Annotated in this window: 14 protein-coding genes; 5 read left to right on the top strand and 9 right to left on the bottom strand. The window is 71.4% G+C overall.

Features of this window, described 5'->3' with window-relative positions; all coding sequences use genetic code 11:
- Nucleotides 1-6: 6 nt before the first annotated feature.
- Entirely contained in the window at nucleotides 7-1,317 is a 1,311-nt protein-coding gene (locus YWW_RS0104205) for an aminotransferase class I/II-fold pyridoxal phosphate-dependent enzyme (RefSeq protein ID WP_026929117.1), read from the bottom strand.
- Nucleotides 1,318-1,364: 47 nt separating this feature from the next.
- On the opposite strand from YWW_RS0104205, the gene YWW_RS28250 reads away from it, so the two are divergent.
- Nucleotides 1,365-1,988, top strand: coding sequence for a pyridoxamine 5'-phosphate oxidase family protein (locus YWW_RS28250; protein WP_051325356.1), 624 nt, complete (start codon nucleotides 1,365-1,367; stop codon nucleotides 1,986-1,988).
- 24 nt (nucleotides 1,989-2,012) lie between these two features.
- On the opposite strand, the gene YWW_RS0104195 is transcribed toward YWW_RS28250, so the two are convergent.
- From YWW_RS0104195 to YWW_RS0104175, 5 genes are all read right to left on the bottom strand, one after another.
- Nucleotides 2,013-2,882, bottom strand: a complete 870-nt coding sequence (locus tag YWW_RS0104195; protein ID WP_026929116.1) for a ThuA domain-containing protein — start codon at nucleotides 2,880-2,882, stop codon at nucleotides 2,013-2,015.
- A 34-nt stretch (nucleotides 2,883-2,916) separates the two neighbouring features.
- Entirely contained in the window at nucleotides 2,917-3,840 is a 924-nt protein-coding gene (locus YWW_RS0104190; RefSeq protein WP_155829900.1) for a M23 family metallopeptidase, read from the bottom strand.
- Between the two features lie 128 nt (nucleotides 3,841-3,968).
- Entirely contained in the window at nucleotides 3,969-4,766 is a 798-nt protein-coding gene (locus YWW_RS0104185) for an ABC transporter permease (RefSeq protein WP_026929114.1), read from the bottom strand.
- Between the two features lie 9 nt (nucleotides 4,767-4,775).
- On the bottom strand, nucleotides 4,776-5,585 hold the full coding sequence (locus YWW_RS0104180) for an ABC transporter permease (protein ID WP_026929113.1): 810 nt from the start codon (nucleotides 5,583-5,585) through the stop codon (nucleotides 4,776-4,778).
- The gene (locus YWW_RS0104175; protein WP_026929112.1) at nucleotides 5,582-6,535 is read right to left on the bottom strand and encodes an ABC transporter ATP-binding protein; all 954 of its coding nucleotides are present in this window, start codon (nucleotides 6,533-6,535) and stop codon (nucleotides 5,582-5,584) included. Before YWW_RS0104175 ends, YWW_RS0104180 begins: the two co-directional genes overlap by 4 nt.
- Before the next feature lie 429 nt (nucleotides 6,536-6,964).
- Between YWW_RS0104175 and YWW_RS0104170 the strand changes: the two genes are divergently transcribed.
- Nucleotides 6,965-8,008 carry a fatty acid desaturase family protein gene (locus tag YWW_RS0104170; protein ID WP_035697102.1) on the top strand — a complete coding sequence of 348 codons (1,044 nt, stop codon included), beginning with the start codon at nucleotides 6,965-6,967 and terminating at the stop codon, nucleotides 8,006-8,008.
- A gap of 63 nt (nucleotides 8,009-8,071) precedes the next feature.
- Here the strand turns inward: YWW_RS0104170 and dnaG are convergent, their stop codons facing one another.
- Nucleotides 8,072-9,940, bottom strand: a complete 1,869-nt coding sequence (dnaG, locus tag YWW_RS0104165) for a DNA primase (RefSeq protein WP_026929110.1) — start codon at nucleotides 9,938-9,940, stop codon at nucleotides 8,072-8,074.
- A 558-nt stretch (nucleotides 9,941-10,498) separates the two neighbouring features.
- Here dnaG and YWW_RS37190 point away from each other — a divergent pair.
- Together YWW_RS37190 and dusB are read left to right on the top strand one after the other, a co-directional pair.
- On the top strand, nucleotides 10,499-12,571 hold the full coding sequence (locus YWW_RS37190; RefSeq protein WP_026929109.1) for a hypothetical protein: 2,073 nt from the start codon (nucleotides 10,499-10,501) through the stop codon (nucleotides 12,569-12,571).
- 83 nt (nucleotides 12,572-12,654) lie between these two features.
- Complete coding sequence (gene dusB, locus YWW_RS37185; protein ID WP_026929108.1) at nucleotides 12,655-13,818, top strand: tRNA dihydrouridine synthase DusB; 1,164 nt, start codon at nucleotides 12,655-12,657, stop codon at nucleotides 13,816-13,818.
- Nucleotides 13,819-13,883: 65 nt separating this feature from the next.
- Here dusB and YWW_RS0104150 read toward each other — a convergent pair whose 3' ends face one another.
- Nucleotides 13,884-14,141 (bottom strand): type B 50S ribosomal protein L31, encoded by a 258-nt coding sequence (locus YWW_RS0104150; RefSeq protein WP_026929107.1) that lies wholly within the window; start codon nucleotides 14,139-14,141, stop codon nucleotides 13,884-13,886.
- Between the two features lie 352 nt (nucleotides 14,142-14,493).
- On the opposite strand from YWW_RS0104150, the gene YWW_RS0104145 reads away from it, so the two are divergent.
- Complete coding sequence (locus YWW_RS0104145) at nucleotides 14,494-14,691, top strand: hypothetical protein (protein WP_026929106.1); 198 nt, start codon at nucleotides 14,494-14,496, stop codon at nucleotides 14,689-14,691.
- A 161-nt stretch (nucleotides 14,692-14,852) separates the two neighbouring features.
- Here YWW_RS0104145 and YWW_RS0104140 read toward each other — a convergent pair whose 3' ends face one another.
- Nucleotides 14,853-15,974, bottom strand: a complete 1,122-nt coding sequence (locus tag YWW_RS0104140; RefSeq protein ID WP_026929105.1) for a hypothetical protein — start codon at nucleotides 15,972-15,974, stop codon at nucleotides 14,853-14,855.
- Nucleotides 15,975-16,021: the final 47 nt, after the last annotated feature.

Raw genomic sequence — 16,021 nt, 5'->3', positions numbered from 1 at the left:
GAGTTGTCAGATCGGCGGGGAGGCCGGTCCGGCGGCCGTGGCGACGGCGTCGGCCACCGCCGGGGCGAGTGCCGGGTCGAGCCGGGCGGTGCTGATGCGGATGCCGGGGTGGCCGTGGAGTGAGTAGGGGCGGCCGGGGGCGACGGCGTAGCCGGCGTCGCGGAGCGCGACGACGGCGGCGGTCTCGTCGGCCACCGGGACCCACAGGTTGAGCCCGGAGCGGCCGAAGACGTGGACGCCGCGTTCGGCGAGGGCCTCGCGCAGCGCGGTCTGGCGTTCGGCGTAGGTCCGCCCGGCGCGTTCGACGACGGCGGTGATGTCGTCGTCCTCCCATGCGGCGATGACGAAGTGCTGGAGGATGCACGAGACCCAGCCGTGGGAGATGGCCATGCGGCCCTGCACGCGGGCCTTGGTGTCGCCGTCGGCGGCGACGACGGCGCAGCGCAGGTCGGGCCCGTAGGGCTTGGAGACGGAGCGGACGAACATCCACCGTTCGGCGGCGTCGGCGACGAGGTGGAGCGGGGTGCGGCCGAGCTCGCCCCAGTGGTCGTCCTCGATGACGAACACGCCGGGGTGGGCGGCGAGGACCTCGCGCAGGGCCGCGGCACGCTCGGCGGAGACGGCGGCGCCGGTGGGGTTCTGGCCGCGGGCGGTGAGGATGAACGCGCGGGCGCCCCGCGCCAGGGCGCCGTCCAGTTCGGAGGGGATCGGGCCGTCGGCGTCGACGGCGACGGGGGTGACGTGGTAGCCGGCGGCGAGGAGGAGGTCGCGGCCGTTGGACCAGGTGGGCTCCTCGACGGCGACGGTGTCGCCGGGTTCGCACCGGGCGGCCAGGCCGCGTTCGAAGGCGTCGAGGGCTCCGGAGGTGACGGTGAGCTCGCCGTGGACGCCGTCGGCGGCGAGGCGGTCGCGGGCGAGGTCGAGCAGGTCGGGGCAGGGGCCGCCGTTGCGGTAGTCGCCGGGGGTGATCTCGACGCGGGTCTTGAGGGAGTCGAGGTCGGGCAGGAGCTCGGGGTCGGGTTCGCCGCTGAGGAGGTCGACGACGCCGGGCGGGACGGTGATCGTGCCGGAGGGGGTGAAGGCCGAGCGCTCGCGCACGAAGGTCCCGGCCCGGCCGCCGGTCTCGACGACGCCGCGTTCGCGCAGGCGGCGGTAGGCGGCGGCGGCGGTGCCCGCGGCGACGCCGAGGTCGGCGGCGAGCTTGCGGACGGCGGGCAGGGTGCGGCCGGGCGGCAGGCGGCCGTCGCGCACGCCGACTTCGATGCTGGCGGCTATCTCGCTCGCGGAGGAGCCCGTGATCTGGTAATGTACCGACATAACTGAGTTATTGTATCAGTACAAAATCAGACGATGGGAGTCCCCCCATGAGCTCCCTCTTCGACCACCCCGCCGCGGACCCCGCGTTCCCGCCGACCGCCCGCACCACTCCCAAGCGGTCCGCCGAGCGCGTCGACTACGGCAGGGCCCCGGCCTTCCAGGTCCTCGACGAGGCGCTGTTCTGCGACGTGGCCTTCACCGGGCCCGACGGCGCTCCGCGGGTCCTGCCGACCTTCCACGCGCGCATCGGCGACACGGTGTACTTCCACGGGTCGACCGGCTCGTCGCTGGGGCTGGCGGCACGGGAGGGCTTCGACGTGTGCCTGACGGCCACCGTCGTCGACGGCCTCGTCTTCGCCAAATCCTGGTTCCACCACTCGATGAACTACCGCAGCGTGGTGGTCCACGGCCGGGCCACGCTGGTGACGGACGCCGACGAGGGCCGCCTGGCGATGCGGGCCCTGATCGAGCGCATGTCGATCGGGCGCTCGGAGCGCTCGCGCGAGCCCGACGCCAGAGAGGAGGCGGCCTCGGCGTTCATGGCGCTGCCGCTGGAGGAGGCCTCGGTGAAGCGGCGCAGCGGGCCGCCCAACGATGACCCCGGCGACGAGGACCTCCCCTACCGCAACGGCGTGGCCGAGGTGACGACGGTCGTCGCGGGCCGGTTCTGAGACGGCGGACGGGGTCTCCGGGCCTTAGGCCCGCTCGCGTTCGGCGGTCAGCTCGGCGGCTCGGGCGGTCTCGGTGCGGTCGAGCCGCCACACGGCGATCGAGCCGCCGCCGGCCACGGCCGCCACGAACAGGATGAACGTGAGCGTGTACGGCCACTGCGGGGCGGTGTCCTCGATGTTCTGGACCATCGCGCGCTCCTCGCCCGCCGCCCACCAGATCCCCTGCCGGATCAGCTGGAGGAAGTCCCTCTCGCCCCAGGTCTCGTGGTCCCCGCCCGCCACGGAGTAGAAGACGCGCAGGTCCTGCGAGTTCCACGCCGCCGGGTCGCCGGTGTCCACCGTCGCCAGGACGTTCTGGCCCGTCTCGCCGGGCTCGGGGTCGAAGTAGTACCAGCGCTCGGTCGCCTCGAGTTCCTCGTCGAGGCCCTCGGTGATAGGCGAGCCGGCGTTGAAGCTCACCTTCTTCTCGACGGCCGGCTCGACGGCCTCACCGGCCGGTGTGGCGCCGAGCGCCTCGCTCCACCACGTCCAGTCGGCTTCGGTGGCGGCGGCCGAGTGCGTGGCGACGAGCCCGCCGCCGCCTTCGACGAAGTCCTGGAGCGCCGCCTCCTGACCCGCGTCGAAGATGTCGCCTTCGGTGTCCAGGAGCATGACGACGTCGATGCCGGACAGGTCCGCCACGTCGGCCGGCTCGCCCTCGACGAGCTGGAAGTTCCAGCGCCGCGCCTCCATGGCGAGGCGTTCGAGGGCGAAGTCCACGGTCTCGGCGTCGCGGTGGCCGGCGGTCAGCACCAGCACGCGCGGCTCGTCTGCGGCGTGGGCGGCCGAGGCGGGGGCCAAGGCGGACGCGCCGACCAGCAAGACGACCAAGGAGAGTCGCAGCAGGGTTCTCACGCGCCCACCTTAGCGGGCCCTTCCTACGGAGCGATCAGCCGCAATGGCTCCAGCCGCTCGTCCACGAGCTGGAGCCGACCGATCCGCCCCACTTGACGCAGGTGTTCGGCGCATGGCGTTTGACCGGCCCGGCGTAGTAGGCGAAGTTCCCCGAGTCGGTGCCCTTGGTGCCGCCCTCCTTCTGGAGCGTGGCCGAGACCGGGCTCGGGGTGCCGATCTTGGTGGTTTTGATCGTGACCACGCAGTTGTAGCCGGTGGAGCCGTTGTACAGCAGGTAGATGCGACCGCCGCTGAGCGCGTGGGAGTTGATCACGGAGAAGCCGCTGCCGCAGACCTCCCGCGGCGTGTAGGGGTTCCCGCCGCCACCGCCGCAGGCGTTGGTGCTCTTGATGGCCTTCTCGGTGCCCAGCGGGACCCGGACGCCCTCGACGACCGGCGTCACGACCGAGCCGCTGCTGTTGCGCTGCTCGTAGTGCAGGTGCGGGGCCGAGGAGTTCCCGGTGGAGCCGACGGTGCCGATGACGGTGCCCTGGCTGACCGACATGCTGGAGCCGGGCGAGCGGACCTGGGTGGCCAGGTGGGCGTAGCGGGTGCGGCTGCCGTCGGAGTGGACGATCTGGACCCACCGGCCGTAGCTGTCGCCGCCCTCGTTGTAGAAGTAGGCGGTGCCGCCGGCGGTGGCGCGGACGGTCTCGCCGTTGATGCCGTCCGATCCGGCGGTCTGCCAGTCGATGGTGTTGCTCGGGTTGTGGCCGCCGGTCCAGTTGTTGGCGTCGAAGACCTTGTTGCAGTTGAAGGGACTCTTGTGGCTGACGGCCTGGATCGACACGTCCTGGGCGTTCGCCGCCGTGGCCGGGATCATCGCGCCCGCGACGGCGAGGGCGAATGCGGCGAAGGCGAGCACGATCCTGCGCGTGACTTCGCGGAGCGGATGCTGTAGGCGTCCATCGGTTCGCATGAGGGACCTCCTTAAAGGGAGACTGGGGGGGGAGCCGCGCCGACGGTTCGGACGGTGGCCTTCATGCGTAAAACGGACGATATCGAAGAAATTCTTCGTTGTGAAGGACACATTTGGAGAATTTCTTCTTACTTGTATAGGGCTTTCGCCAAGCGCCGCTGCGCGACCCAGGTCCCAACGGCCGCAAGGGCCATCAGGTACAACACGTTCACCAGCATCATCGGGTGGAAGGCGCCCAGGCTGAGGCCGCGCACCAGCTCGATCCCGTGGTAGAGCGGCATGACGTAGACGATCGGCTGCGCGAAGCCCGGGTAGGCCTCCACCGGCGTGAACGTGCCGCCGAACAGGAACATGGCGAAGACGACGGCCATCATCCAGTCGAAGTCGGTCCACTCGCGGAAGAACGTCGCCAGGGTCAGGCCGATCCCCGCGAAGGCCAGGGCGATGAACACGCAGGCGGGCACGGCCAGGACCGACCACCACGAGTCGAGGAGCCCGAAGGCGCCCATGGCGATCACGAACATGCCGACGTAGATGCCGCCGCGGATGAGCGCCCACCACACCTCGCCGAGGGCGACGTCGCCGGGCCGCATCGGCGTGTTGAGGATGCCGTCGTAGACCTTCATCCACTTGAACTTCGCGAACACGTTGATGGAGGTCTCCAGCAGCGTTCCCATCATGGCGGCGTTGGCCAGGATCGCCGGGGCCACGTACGCGGTGTAGGAGATCGCGGTGCCGTCGGGCAGCGTGATGTCGCCGACCATGGAGCCGACGCCGAAGCCGAAGGCGAACAGGAACAGCAGCGACTCGACGCCGCCGGAGACGATCAGGACCCAGGCGCGGCGCATGGCGATCCAGTTGCGCGCGAGCATGGAACCGGAGGGCCGCACGCGGGCCCTGACGAGGCCGTAGGAGATGACGGACACTGAATGCTCCTAGAAGGACAGCCGTCGGACGACGACGCGCCTGGCGGCGAGCCAGCCGCCGGCGCCGAGCGCGACGAGGTAGGCGAGGTGGGCGATCGGCGGCAGCGCGGGCGCGACGTCGGCGGTGGCGGCGCGGGCGAGCTCGGTGCCGTGCCACAGCGGGGAGAGCCACACCAGCGGCTGCAGGAAGCCCGGCATCTGCTCGGCGGGGAAGAACACCCCGGAGAACAGCGTGATCGGCATGATCGCGAAGCGGAAGACCGCGTTGAGCATCGACTCGCTCTTCAGGCTCGAGCACCAGGCGAACAGCCACGGCGCGATGGAGGCCGAGACGAACACCGCGGCGACGACGGCCAGCGCCGCCCAGGCCGAGGTGTAGACGCCGAAGAAGGCGAGCACGACCGCCACGACGGTGCAGGCGGTGAGCGGGCGGAAGACGACCGCGTACAGCAGGTGGCCGTTGAGGATGTCGACCGGGCGCAGCGGCGTGGCCCGCTGCGCGAGGTAGGAGCCGCCCCATTCCCGGTAGCCGCCGAAGACGGGGTAGACCATGTCGTTGCCGAGCATCATGACCGCGACCGAGGCGATGAGGCCGGGGGCGATGAACTCGGCGTAGGTGATGCCGCCGGTGGAGGCGTCGTCGATGTAGGAGCCGACGCCGATCCCGATGCTGACCATGTACAGGATCGGCAGGATCACCGAGGAGAACGCCGTGCCGTGCCAGATGTGCCTGTACAGGGCCAGTTGGAGCAGGAAGGCGCGCCAGGCCCCGGCGGCGTGGCCGAGCCGGGCGGGCGCGGGCGCCGCGACGGCCGTCATGCCTCGTCCTCGACGAGGGCGCGGCCGGTCAGGCGCAGGAAGACGTCTTCGAGGGTGGCGCGGCGGTCCAGGACGGAGGTGGGCCTGATGTCGCGGGCCTCGAGGGCTGCGGCGGTGTCCTCGGCGTCGTCGGTGTAGACGAGGATCCGGTCCGGCAGGGGCTCGATCTGGCCGCCGATGCCGTCCAGCTCCAGGGCCAGCTCGGCCAGCGCGGTGGTGTGCCTGCCCGCGAAGCGGAGCTCGACGACCTCCTTGGTGACGTAGGTGTCGATGAGCTCGCGCGGGGAGCCGGCGGCGATGATCCTGCCCTCGTCCATGACCACGAGCCGGTCGCACAGCTGCTCGGCCTCGTCCATGTAGTGGGTGGTCAGGAGGATCGACACGCCCTGCTGCTTGAGCTGGAAGAGGCGCTCCCAGACGAGGTGGCGGGCCTGGGGGTCGAGGCCGGTGGTGGGCTCGTCGAGGAGGACCAGGTCGGGGGCGTTGATGAGGGAGCGGGCGATGGCGAGGCGGCGCTGCATGCCGCCGGAGAGGTCGTTGACCTGGTCGTTGGCGCGGGCCGACAGCTGCACGAACTCGAGCAGCTCGGCGGCCTTGGCCTTGGCCTCGCGGCGCTTGATGCCGAAGTACCCGGCGTAGACGGTGAGGTTCTCGAACACCGTGAGCATGGTGTCGAGCGTGTTGTCCTGGGGGACGACGCCGAGGCGGGCGCGGATGGCCGGGCCGTCGGTGTGCGGGTCGAGGTCGAAGACCTCGAGGTGGCCGCCACTGGGTTCGGAGACGCAGCCGATCATCCGCATGGTGGTGGACTTCCCGGCGCCGTTCGCACCGAGGAAGCCGAAGGCCTCGCCCCGCCGGATCTCGAAATCGACGCCTCGGACGGCCTCATGGTTTCCGTAGCGTTTGCGCAGATCACGCGCACGCACCAAGATCTCGTTGTCTAGCGGCATGCCACGAGCCTAGATCGAACCACCGACATGCCGCGAGTCGGTTTTTCACCGCGTCAGTCGCGCGCGGCCGGACGAAGCGGTCCGTCCGCTCGGCAGAGCCCCGGGTGGGACTCGAACCCACACCGCACGGGTGCGGCGACCCGGCGGAACTCGCCGGACACCGGGCCTCGGCGCACCGCACGGGTGCAGCACCGGAGGCCGCCCGGGCTCCCCGGACGCCGCGCGACACGCCCGGCGGTGGGGTTAGCACTACCTACATTGACGGGCCAGCGGTAGCGACATGGCGTCCCCGTACGGGCAGGCTTAATAGCAGCGGAACCGGACTCCCCACGGAACCGGCACGGCCGATCGCTCTGTGCCGCGACGCCCTCGGTCCAGGGCCGCCGAACACTCTGTGCGATCACTCGACACTCGACATTGGGAGTGCCAATGCCAACCGCATTGACCGAAAGGCCCACCCGGGCCGGCAGCGACTTCGCCGAACTGTCCCGCCGTATCAACGAGGCGGGCCTCATGCGGCGCCGTCCCCGCTACTACGTGCTCCGGTTCAGCGTCGTCGGCGCCCTGTACGTGGGCACCTGGGTGAGCTTCGCGTTCATCGGCGACACCTGGCTCCAGATGTTCACCGCCGTCGTCCTGGCGATCGTCAGCGCCCAGGTCGCGCTGCTGGGCCACGACCTCGCGCACCGGCAGGTCTTCCGCACCCGCACCGCCTCCGAGCGGGCCGGCTTCTTCACGGGGAACCTCGCCAACGGCATGGGCTACGGCTGGTGGAACGACAAGCACACCCGCCACCACGCCAACCCCAACCACGAGGAGCTCGACCCGGACGTCTCGCCGGGTCTGTTCGTCTGGTCCAAGCGCCAAGCGCGCATCGCCCAGGGGATCGACCGGTTCTTCGGCAAGTACCAGGCGCAGTTGTTCTTCCCGATCCTCACCCTCGAGGGCCTCAACCTCAACTGGTCGGGCATCAAATCCGTCCTCAAGCCGGGCCTGAAGCACCGCGCGCTGGAGGCCACGCTGCTGGCGATCCACTTCGTCGCCTACGCGGCGGCCGTGTTCCTGGTGCTCTCGCCGGGCAAGGCGATCGTGTTCATCCTCGTGCACAAGGCCCTGTGGGGCCTGTACATGGGCTCGATCTTCGCCCCGAACCACAAGGGCATGCCGACCTTCGTCGGCGAGCAGCAGCTCGACTTCCTGCGCAAGCAGGTCCTGACCTCCCGAAACGTGCGTGGCGGCCGAATGATCGACGCGGCCATGGGCGGCCTGAACTACCAGATCGAGCACCACCTGTTCCCGGGCATGCCCTCGCCGCACCTGGGCAAGGCCCAGCCGATCGTGCGCGAGTTCTGCGAGGAGAAGGGCATCCCCTACCACGCGACCGGGCTGATCCAGTCCTGGCGCGAGGCCCTCGGCGAGCTGCACCGCAACGGCGAACCGCTGCGCAACCCGCAGCCGTCCAAGGCATTGTGAGCAACACCCGTCGAGCGAAGGCCGCCCACTGCACGAGTGGGCGGCCTTCCTCTGTTCCGCGCTCTATTCGACGGCGTTCGCGGCCTGGTCGCGCAGTGAGCGCACGTGCTGCTCCAGGCCCATGAGCTTGCCGAACAGGCTCATGTACTCGTCCTTGTCGGTGCTGGGGTTGACCCGCTGGAGGCGCCTTTTGAGGTCGGCGACCTCGGCTTCCACGACGGGGCGCTGGATGCGGGCCAGCAGCGTGCGCACGTAGACCGCGTCCGGTTCGCGGTCGATTCGCAGCTCCTCGACGGCCAGCTCGTTCACCAGCGCCTGCGCGGCGATCTCGGTGCAGGCGGCCGAGACGGCGGCGATCCAGTTCACGCCCGAGGCGGCCTTCGCCGCCCCCCCGGCCGCGGCGACCGCCTCGCGCACCGCCCGGTAGTTCGAGTCGGTGTACGGGACGGCGTCGACCGCGTCGAAGTAGGGCCCGGCGACCTGCGGGTGCTGGAGCGCGAGCTTGAGCACCTCGCGTTGGGCGCGCAGCTGCGTCGAATCGGCGTCGCGGCTGCGCCTGGGGGCGGGCACCTGCTCGGCGGCCTGGCCGGAGGCGGACCCGGCGCCCGCGACGGCGCGGCGCAGCTCGGCCTTCTCCTTGCCGAGGCGCCCGGCGTAGTCGCCGATGTACTCGTCGACGAGGCCGCGGTCCTTGACGCGGGCCAGCAGCGGCGCTATGGCGCGGGTGGCGTGCAGGCGGCCTTCGGCGGTGTCGAGGTCGTGCTTGGCGATCTCGCGGTCGAGCGCGAACTGGACCAGCGGCGTGTGCCGCTCGATGAGCTCGCGCACCGCCTCGTCGCCGCCGTGCTGGCGCAGTTCGCACGGGTCGCGGCCGTCGGGGGTGACGGCGATGTAGGTCTGGGAGACGAAGCGCTGCTCCTCGTCGAAGGCCTTGAGCGCGGCCCGCTGCCCCGCCTCGTCGCCGTCGAAGGTGAAGATGATGCGCCCGTTGGCGGTCTCGGAGTCGAACAGGAACCGCCGCAGGATGCGGATGTGCTCGGCGCCGAAGGCGGTGCCGCAGGTGGCGACCGCGACGGGGACGCCGGCGAGGTGGCAGGCCATGACGTCGGTGTAGCCCTCGACGATGACCACGCGCCCGGTCTTGGCTATCTCCCGGCGGGCGAGGTCGAGCCCGTACAGCACCTGGGACTTCTTGTACAGCGGCGTCTCGGGCGTGTTGAGGTACTTCGGGCCCTGGTCGTCGTCGAAGAGCTTGCGGGCGCCGAAGCCGATCGTCGAGCCAGAGGAGTCGCGGATCGGCCAGACCAGGCGGCGGCGGAAGCGGTCGATGAGGTTGCCGGTGCGGCTGGGTTTGGCCAGGCCGGCGCCGGTCAGCTCCTCGGCGGTGAAGCCCTTGGCCCGCAGGTGCTTGGTGAGGGCGTCCCAGGCGTCGGGGGCGTAGCCGCAGCCGAAGGTGGCGGCGGCCTCGCGGTCGAAGCCGCGGTCGGTCAGGAAGCGGCGGGCAGACCCGGCCTCGGGTGTCAGCAGTTGTCTCGTGTAGAAGTCGGCGGCGGCGGTGTGGGCCTCCAGCAGCCGCTGCTTGAGGCCGGGCTGGGAGGAGGGGCCGCGCCGGACGCGGCCGTCGATGTCCTCATAGGTCAGTTTGAGGCCGGCGCGGGCCGCGAGGCGCTCGACGGCCTCGACGAAGGTGAGCCCGTCGAGCTCGGTGAGGAAGGTGATGGCGTCGCCGCCGACGCCGCAGCCGAAGCAGTGGTAGACGCCGCGGGCGGGCGTGACGTTGAAGCTCGGCGAGCGCTCGTCGTGGAAGGGGCACAGCCCTTTGAGATTGCCGCCACCGGCATTGCGCAGGGTGACGCGTTCACCGATCACGTCGGCGATGTCGACGCGTTCGCGCACCAGCTGGATGTCAGCGTCTCGGATCCGGCCCGCCACCACTCACCTCACTTCGAAGACCTTCCCATTCTGCCCCCTGGGGCCGACGCTCCGGCCGCAGCGGCCCGGCCGTGTGAGGGAACCGTCCGACGCGCGTCACACTTGAGTGATCGTCATGTCCCGGAACGCTTCCGGTGGGCCGCTTCGCCGTACCATGTTCCTCAGTCGATCGTTTCCCGACCACGCCTCACCGCCCGGCACCTCAATCCGCTAGAGTCGCCTATCATGCCGGACCCAACGCCCGAGCAGCCTCCCTCCTGGCCCCCTGCCAGCGAGCCGGCGGCCACACCCACCAATCCTCCCCGCATCACCGCGCGCGGGGTGGGTCACCTGCCCTCCTCTCAGCCGGAACCGGCGGAGGAGGACGTTCTGGGGACGGGCGCCCAGGAGCCGGCGCCCGACGGCTTCGCCGGGCTCACCGCGGACGCGCCGCTGCCGAGCCGGACACCCGAGGCGCCTTCGCCCGCGCCTCCGCCCACACCTCCAGCCGCGCCTCCGCCTCCGCCCCCGGTCGAGCCGGAGTTCCCGCGCCGACAGGAGTGGGGCGAGGCGCCGGACATGAGCGGCCAGTGGCCGCCGCCGGAGAACCAGGACTGGATCAGCCGGCAGTCCCGCACCGGCGGCTGGGGCGGCCCCCAGGGCGGAGCGCCCTGGCCGGATCCCGCCGCCGAACCGGAGCCCTCGCCGTCCGAGCAGTCCTACGCGCCGAGTCCGAACGCCGCGCCGTACGGCTCCGACCCGTACCAGGCCGCCGGGCACCAGGCCGAGGCCTTCACATCCGAGCCGTACCAGGGGGGCACCTACCAGAGCGGCGCGCAGGCCGAGCCCTACCGGCAGGCAGACCAGTACGGGGCCGAGCTCGCCCCCGAGCCGCCCGCTTCGGCGTACTCGGACACGTACCAGGCGGCGCCGTCGGTGCCCGCCCAGGCCGAGCCCGTGCAGTCGGAGCCGCCGCGCTCAGAACCGCCGCGGTCCGAGCCGGCGCCTCCGCCGCCGTCGGACGGCAAGGTCGCCGCCCCGCCGACCCACGCGGGCGTCCGCTACGCGATCTACGGCATCGGCGGGGTCATCACCCTCGGCCTCATCATCGCCATCGTCATCATGCTCGGCGGGCCGCCCGCCAGCGAACCGAGCGAAGAGGGCGAGGGCGGCGACGGCTCGTCCGACGGGGGCGCCGAGACCGGCGAGGCCCTCGACGCCGAGCGCTACGCCGAGCTGGCCGCCGCCGCGGGCACCGCCGAATGGTTCGAGTACCGCTACGGCACGCCCGGCGAGAACGCCGCCTCCGAGGAGCTCGCGGCGGTGAGCGGCAACGCCGTCACCGCGGAGCCGCTCTTCGGCGACGCCGACCGCAGCGTCCAGGGCCAGCTCGCCTACGTGACCGACGACGGCGAACTCTCCGGCGTCGACCACGTCTCCGTCCTCGAGTCCACCGACGACCAGCTGGGCATCACGCCCCGCGCCGGAGGCCGGTTCTCAGAGGAGGGCGTCCCCGAGCTCGAACTCGAGGAGGGGAGCACCGCCGACTGCGTCGCGGGCCTCGGCGGCGAGCTCGGCGCGCCCGTCGCGCTCGCGCGCCCCGAGCAGAGCGGCGAGATCAACGCCCACTCGGTGATCGTCTTCTCCGGCGGCGTCCTCGCCACCGCGGGCATCAGCGGGGCGCAGGGCGGCACCTGCCTCCAGCTCCCCGAGGGGCTGGTCCCGACCGACGTGGCGCTCACCGACGGGAACGAGCTGGCGCTCGTCACCACCTGGAACCCCGCCGAGCAGACCGGCGCGCTGGTCGTGGTGGCCCTGGCCGACAAGGCCGGCTCCTACAACTCGAGCTGGTCCGAGCCCTATCCGGGCCTCCCGAACGCCGGGCACTTCGGCAGCGCCGAGATCGTCGGCCAGGTCGAGCTGCCGCTGACCGCGCCGACCTCGGTCGACGCCTGGTCGGACTCTTCGGGCTCGCTGAGCACCGGGCGCACCACCGTCGAAGAGGAGCCGCACGCCGACACCGTCGCCACCGCCGCGTACGCCCTGGTCGGCTCGCTCAGCGAGAGCCAGGCCGTCAAGGTCGACCTGACCGCCGTCCTCACCGGGCTGGCGGCGCAGCACATCGAGGGCGCCGAGTTCGCCTTCGAGGCCGCGGCCTCCGAGCCGGCCTCCTTCGGCGGCGGCGTGGCCGACGTGGCGCTCAACGGCGAGACCTTCGCCGTGGCGACCGGCGACGGCGTCGTCCACGAGCTCGACGCCGAACTGGCCGAGACCGCCGCCGTCGAGGTCGGGCCGAACCCGAGCTGCCTCGTGGTCGGCGCGCAGAGCGGGCAGTTCATCGCCACCACCCGCGGCGACTCGGCGGTGCGCTGGATCTCCGGCGGCGAGGTCGTGAACGAGCTGGCCGACGCGCGCCTGACCGACGCGCTCTGCGCCTCCGAGACGCCGGCGCTCGACGTCCAGGGCTATGGGGGCGCCGCCACGGTGCTGCTCGTCTCCGATTACGAGGGCCAGGCGCTCCACACGTACCTGGTCGGCCCTGCGACGCTCCCGAGCGGCGCGGAGGTCGGCGGCGACGGCTTCGCCTACGGCGGCGCCTACCCCGTCCAGGGGCGCCCGTTCGACGCCTCGGTGACACTCGACCTGGAGTAGGAGCCGCCCGCTCCATCGGCGCCGTTCCGCACATCGGCGGCGCTCGGCTTGGAGCGGGCGGCTCCCGCTGGGATAATCGAGCGGTGACCAAGCAGCTCTCCCTCGCGGGCGGTCCCGTGGACCCGCCGGTGGTGCTGGCCCCGATGGCCGGCATCACCAACCTGCCGTTCCGCAAACTGTGCAGGGAACAGGGTGCGGGAATCTACGTGTGCGAGATGATCACCGCGGCGGCGCTCGTCGAGCGCAACCCGAAGACGATGCGGCTCATCGAGTTCGACGCCGAGGAGGAGACCCGCAGTCTTCAGCTGTACGGCGTGGACCCCGACGGGATGCGACGCGCCGTCGAGATGGTCGCCGAGGAGGACCTGGCCGACCACATCGACTTGAACTTCGGGTGCCCGGTGCCGAAGGTCACCCGCCGCGGCGGGGGCTCGGCACTGCCGTGGAAGCGGCACCTGTTCCGCCGGATCGTGACCGCCGCCGTCGACGCCGCCGCTCCGGCCGGGATCCCGGTCACGGTGAAGATGCGCAAGGGCATCGACGACGAGCACCTCACCTACCTCGACGCGGGCAGGATCGCCGAGGACGCCGGGGTGGCGTGGGTGGCGCTGCACGGCCGCACCGCCGCCGAGCGGTACTCGGGCACCGCCGACTGGGAGGCCGTCGCCTCGCTCAAGGAGGCCCTGGACGTCCCGGTGCTCGGCAACGGCGACATCTGGGAGGCCGACGACGCGCTCCGCATGGCCGCCGAGACCGGCTGCGACGGCGTCGTGGTCGGGCGCGGCTGCCTGGGAAGGCCGTGGCTGTTCGGGGACCTGGAGGCGGCGTTCGCGGGCCGCGGCGAACGCCGGCTGCCGAGCCTCGGCGAAGTGGCGGCGGTCATGGCCAGGCACGCGGCGCTGCTGGTCGACTGGATCGCGGGCGCCGAGTCCTACGAGGCCAGGCGCAACATCCCGGCCGAGGAGCACGGCTGCAAGGAGTTCCGCAAGCACGTGGCGTGGTATCTCAAGGGCTTCCCGGTGGGCGGCGAGCTGCGGCGCGCGCTGTCGATGGTCTCGAGCCTGGGCGAGCTCGACGACCTGCTCGGCAAGCTCGACGCCGACGCGCCGTTCCCCGAGGCGACGCTCGGCAAGCCGCGCGGGCGCACGAACAGCCCCGGCAAGGTGCCCCTCCCCGAGGGCTGGCTCGACGACCGCGAGGACGCCGCCGTCCCCGAGGGCGCCGAGCTCGACACCTCGGGCGGCTGAGCGCCGCGGCAGGCGCGCAAAAGGGGGCCTCCGGTGCCGGGAGGCCCCCTTTTGGTCCGGTGCGGCTACTCGCTCTGGGGCGACTTGCCGTACTTCTTGTAGAACTTGGCGACGCGGCCCTCGTCGTCCAGGACGCGGCTCTTGCCGGTCCAGAACGGGTGCGAGGCCGAGGAGATCTGGACGTCGACCACCGGGTAGGTGTTGCCGTCCTCCCACTCGACCGTCTCGTCCGAGCCGAGGGTCGACCTGGTCAGAAACGAGTAGTCGGCGCCTCTGTCACGGAAGACGACGTAGCCGTATTCCGGGTGGATATCCTGCTTCATGGTGTCATTCCCCCCGCCTGGGCGATGTCCTCGAGCCGGGGCTCGGCTCGATCCAGGTCTCAGTCTGGGGACAACCGGCGGGCGGAACGGAAAATTCCCGCCGCCGCGGAAGCCCAGAGTGTCGGTTGTCCGACTCAGAGAGATCGGCCACAGTGGCGAAACGCCGGATATACGGAGAATCTCCTGGTGGACATGGGCCTCTGCGCTCGACCGCATCCGAAAACTCATACACGACCGTCGCACGGGAGCGCTACCCTGGTCGGAGCGAGCGCGCTGTGAGGATGCTCTCAGACCCGAAACCACGTGAGCAACTTCTGCGTTTAGCTCGTTAAACGTAAGGAGCATGACAGCAATGGCCCAGCAAGTGGAGACCGTCTCGTTCGAGGCGATCGAAGAGGACCTGCCCGGCGAGCGACCCTCGGCCGAGGTCCCGACCAGCCCCGCCTCACTGTGGGCGTCGGAGAGCAAAGTCCACTACTCCATCACCCACACCGGCGAATGCGACACCCGAGCCTGGATCGACTGCGACTGCGTCATCCACATCGACTGAGCAAGGCCGGAAAGCGGCATCTGTCTTCATACCGCCCACTCGGCGAGCCCGAGGCGGGCGGGCCGTCCACCACTACCGCGTCCGCCTCGGCGGGACGGGCGGAGCTCCAAGCCCAGTCTTCGGCGAGCCGAGCGGGTCGGCCGCGGTCTTCGGGGCGGGCCTCACTCGACCTCCACCATCGAGCCGCAGTGCTCCGCGGCCGTCGAGCCCGGCGTCAGCGTCACGCCGCCCGCCATGTCGAACTCGGCGTGGACGCCGTCCGGCGAGATGCCGCAGTTCAGCCTGGTCCGCCGCTCGCCGCCGTCCTCCTCGACGATCACGGCCTCGACCTCGACCGAGCCCGGCTCGGTGGTGAACAGCTCGAAGGACCGCTCGGTGGAGCCCGGCAGGTACATGTACGCCGCGGTCACCTGCGGATACGCCGTGATCTCCCACGTCGCATCGGCGGGGATGTCGATGCGTTCGTCCCCCGGCGGCGGCGCGAACGGGCAGCCGTCGGCGGGGGCCCGCTCCGCGCAGGCGTCGAGGCGGGCCCTGAGCGCCTCGTCGAGGGCCCGCCGCCCTTCCTCCGACAGCTGCGGCCACGGCTGCGGCAGCCAGGTCGTCGCGTGCTCGCCGCCGAGCTCGATGAACTGGTCGCCGAGCACCAGGACCGGGTACACGCCGAGGTCCAGGGTCGCCGGCTGGGACTCGTACAGCTCGTACACGCCGGGCAGCAGCAGCACGTGCGACTCCTCGCCCGGGTCGGCGGAGTACCCGTTGAGCTCGAGGTGGCCGAAGCCCTCGGGTATGTGCTCGGTGCGGGCGAGCGCATTGCGGACGACCGGGTCGCCGCCTTCGAGGCCCACCCGGTAGCGGTGGCCGAGCCGGGTGCCGTCGTGCGCCTCGATCTCGGCGTACACCTCCGCCGTCGCGCCTCTCGGGGTCTCGGTGTAGGCGACCTGGGCCACCTGGACGACCTCCCAGCGGTCGTCGAGGGCCTCGGCGACGAGGAACCGCTCGGAGCCGTCGCTCTCGCCCGCCAGCGCCAGGGCGGCGCCCACGTCGCCCGCGCGGACGGCCTCCAGGAACGACCTGACGGCCTCCTCTGCGGCGGGCTCGCGGAGGGGCAGCCATTTGGACACCGCCACGACGCCGGCGGCGAGCATGACGACGGCCGCGGTGAACACCAGGACGACGTTGGGGAGGCGGGGACGCGAAGGCGGCGGGTCCGGTTCGGGTTCACCGTCGAGCGCGATGGTGATCTCCGAATCCGGTTGGGGCGCCGAGGGGTGCGACACCATGGCTCCCGGGAATCAGACTGCTACCGTTGAAATCACCAGTGTAGCGT

Source organism: Glycomyces tenuis DSM 44171 (assembly GCF_000427885.1).
Classification (GTDB): domain Bacteria; phylum Actinomycetota; class Actinomycetes; order Mycobacteriales; family Micromonosporaceae; genus Glycomyces; species Glycomyces tenuis.
Note: the sequence above shows the minus strand (reverse complement) of the source record. Positions and strands in the feature narration are given on the sequence as shown.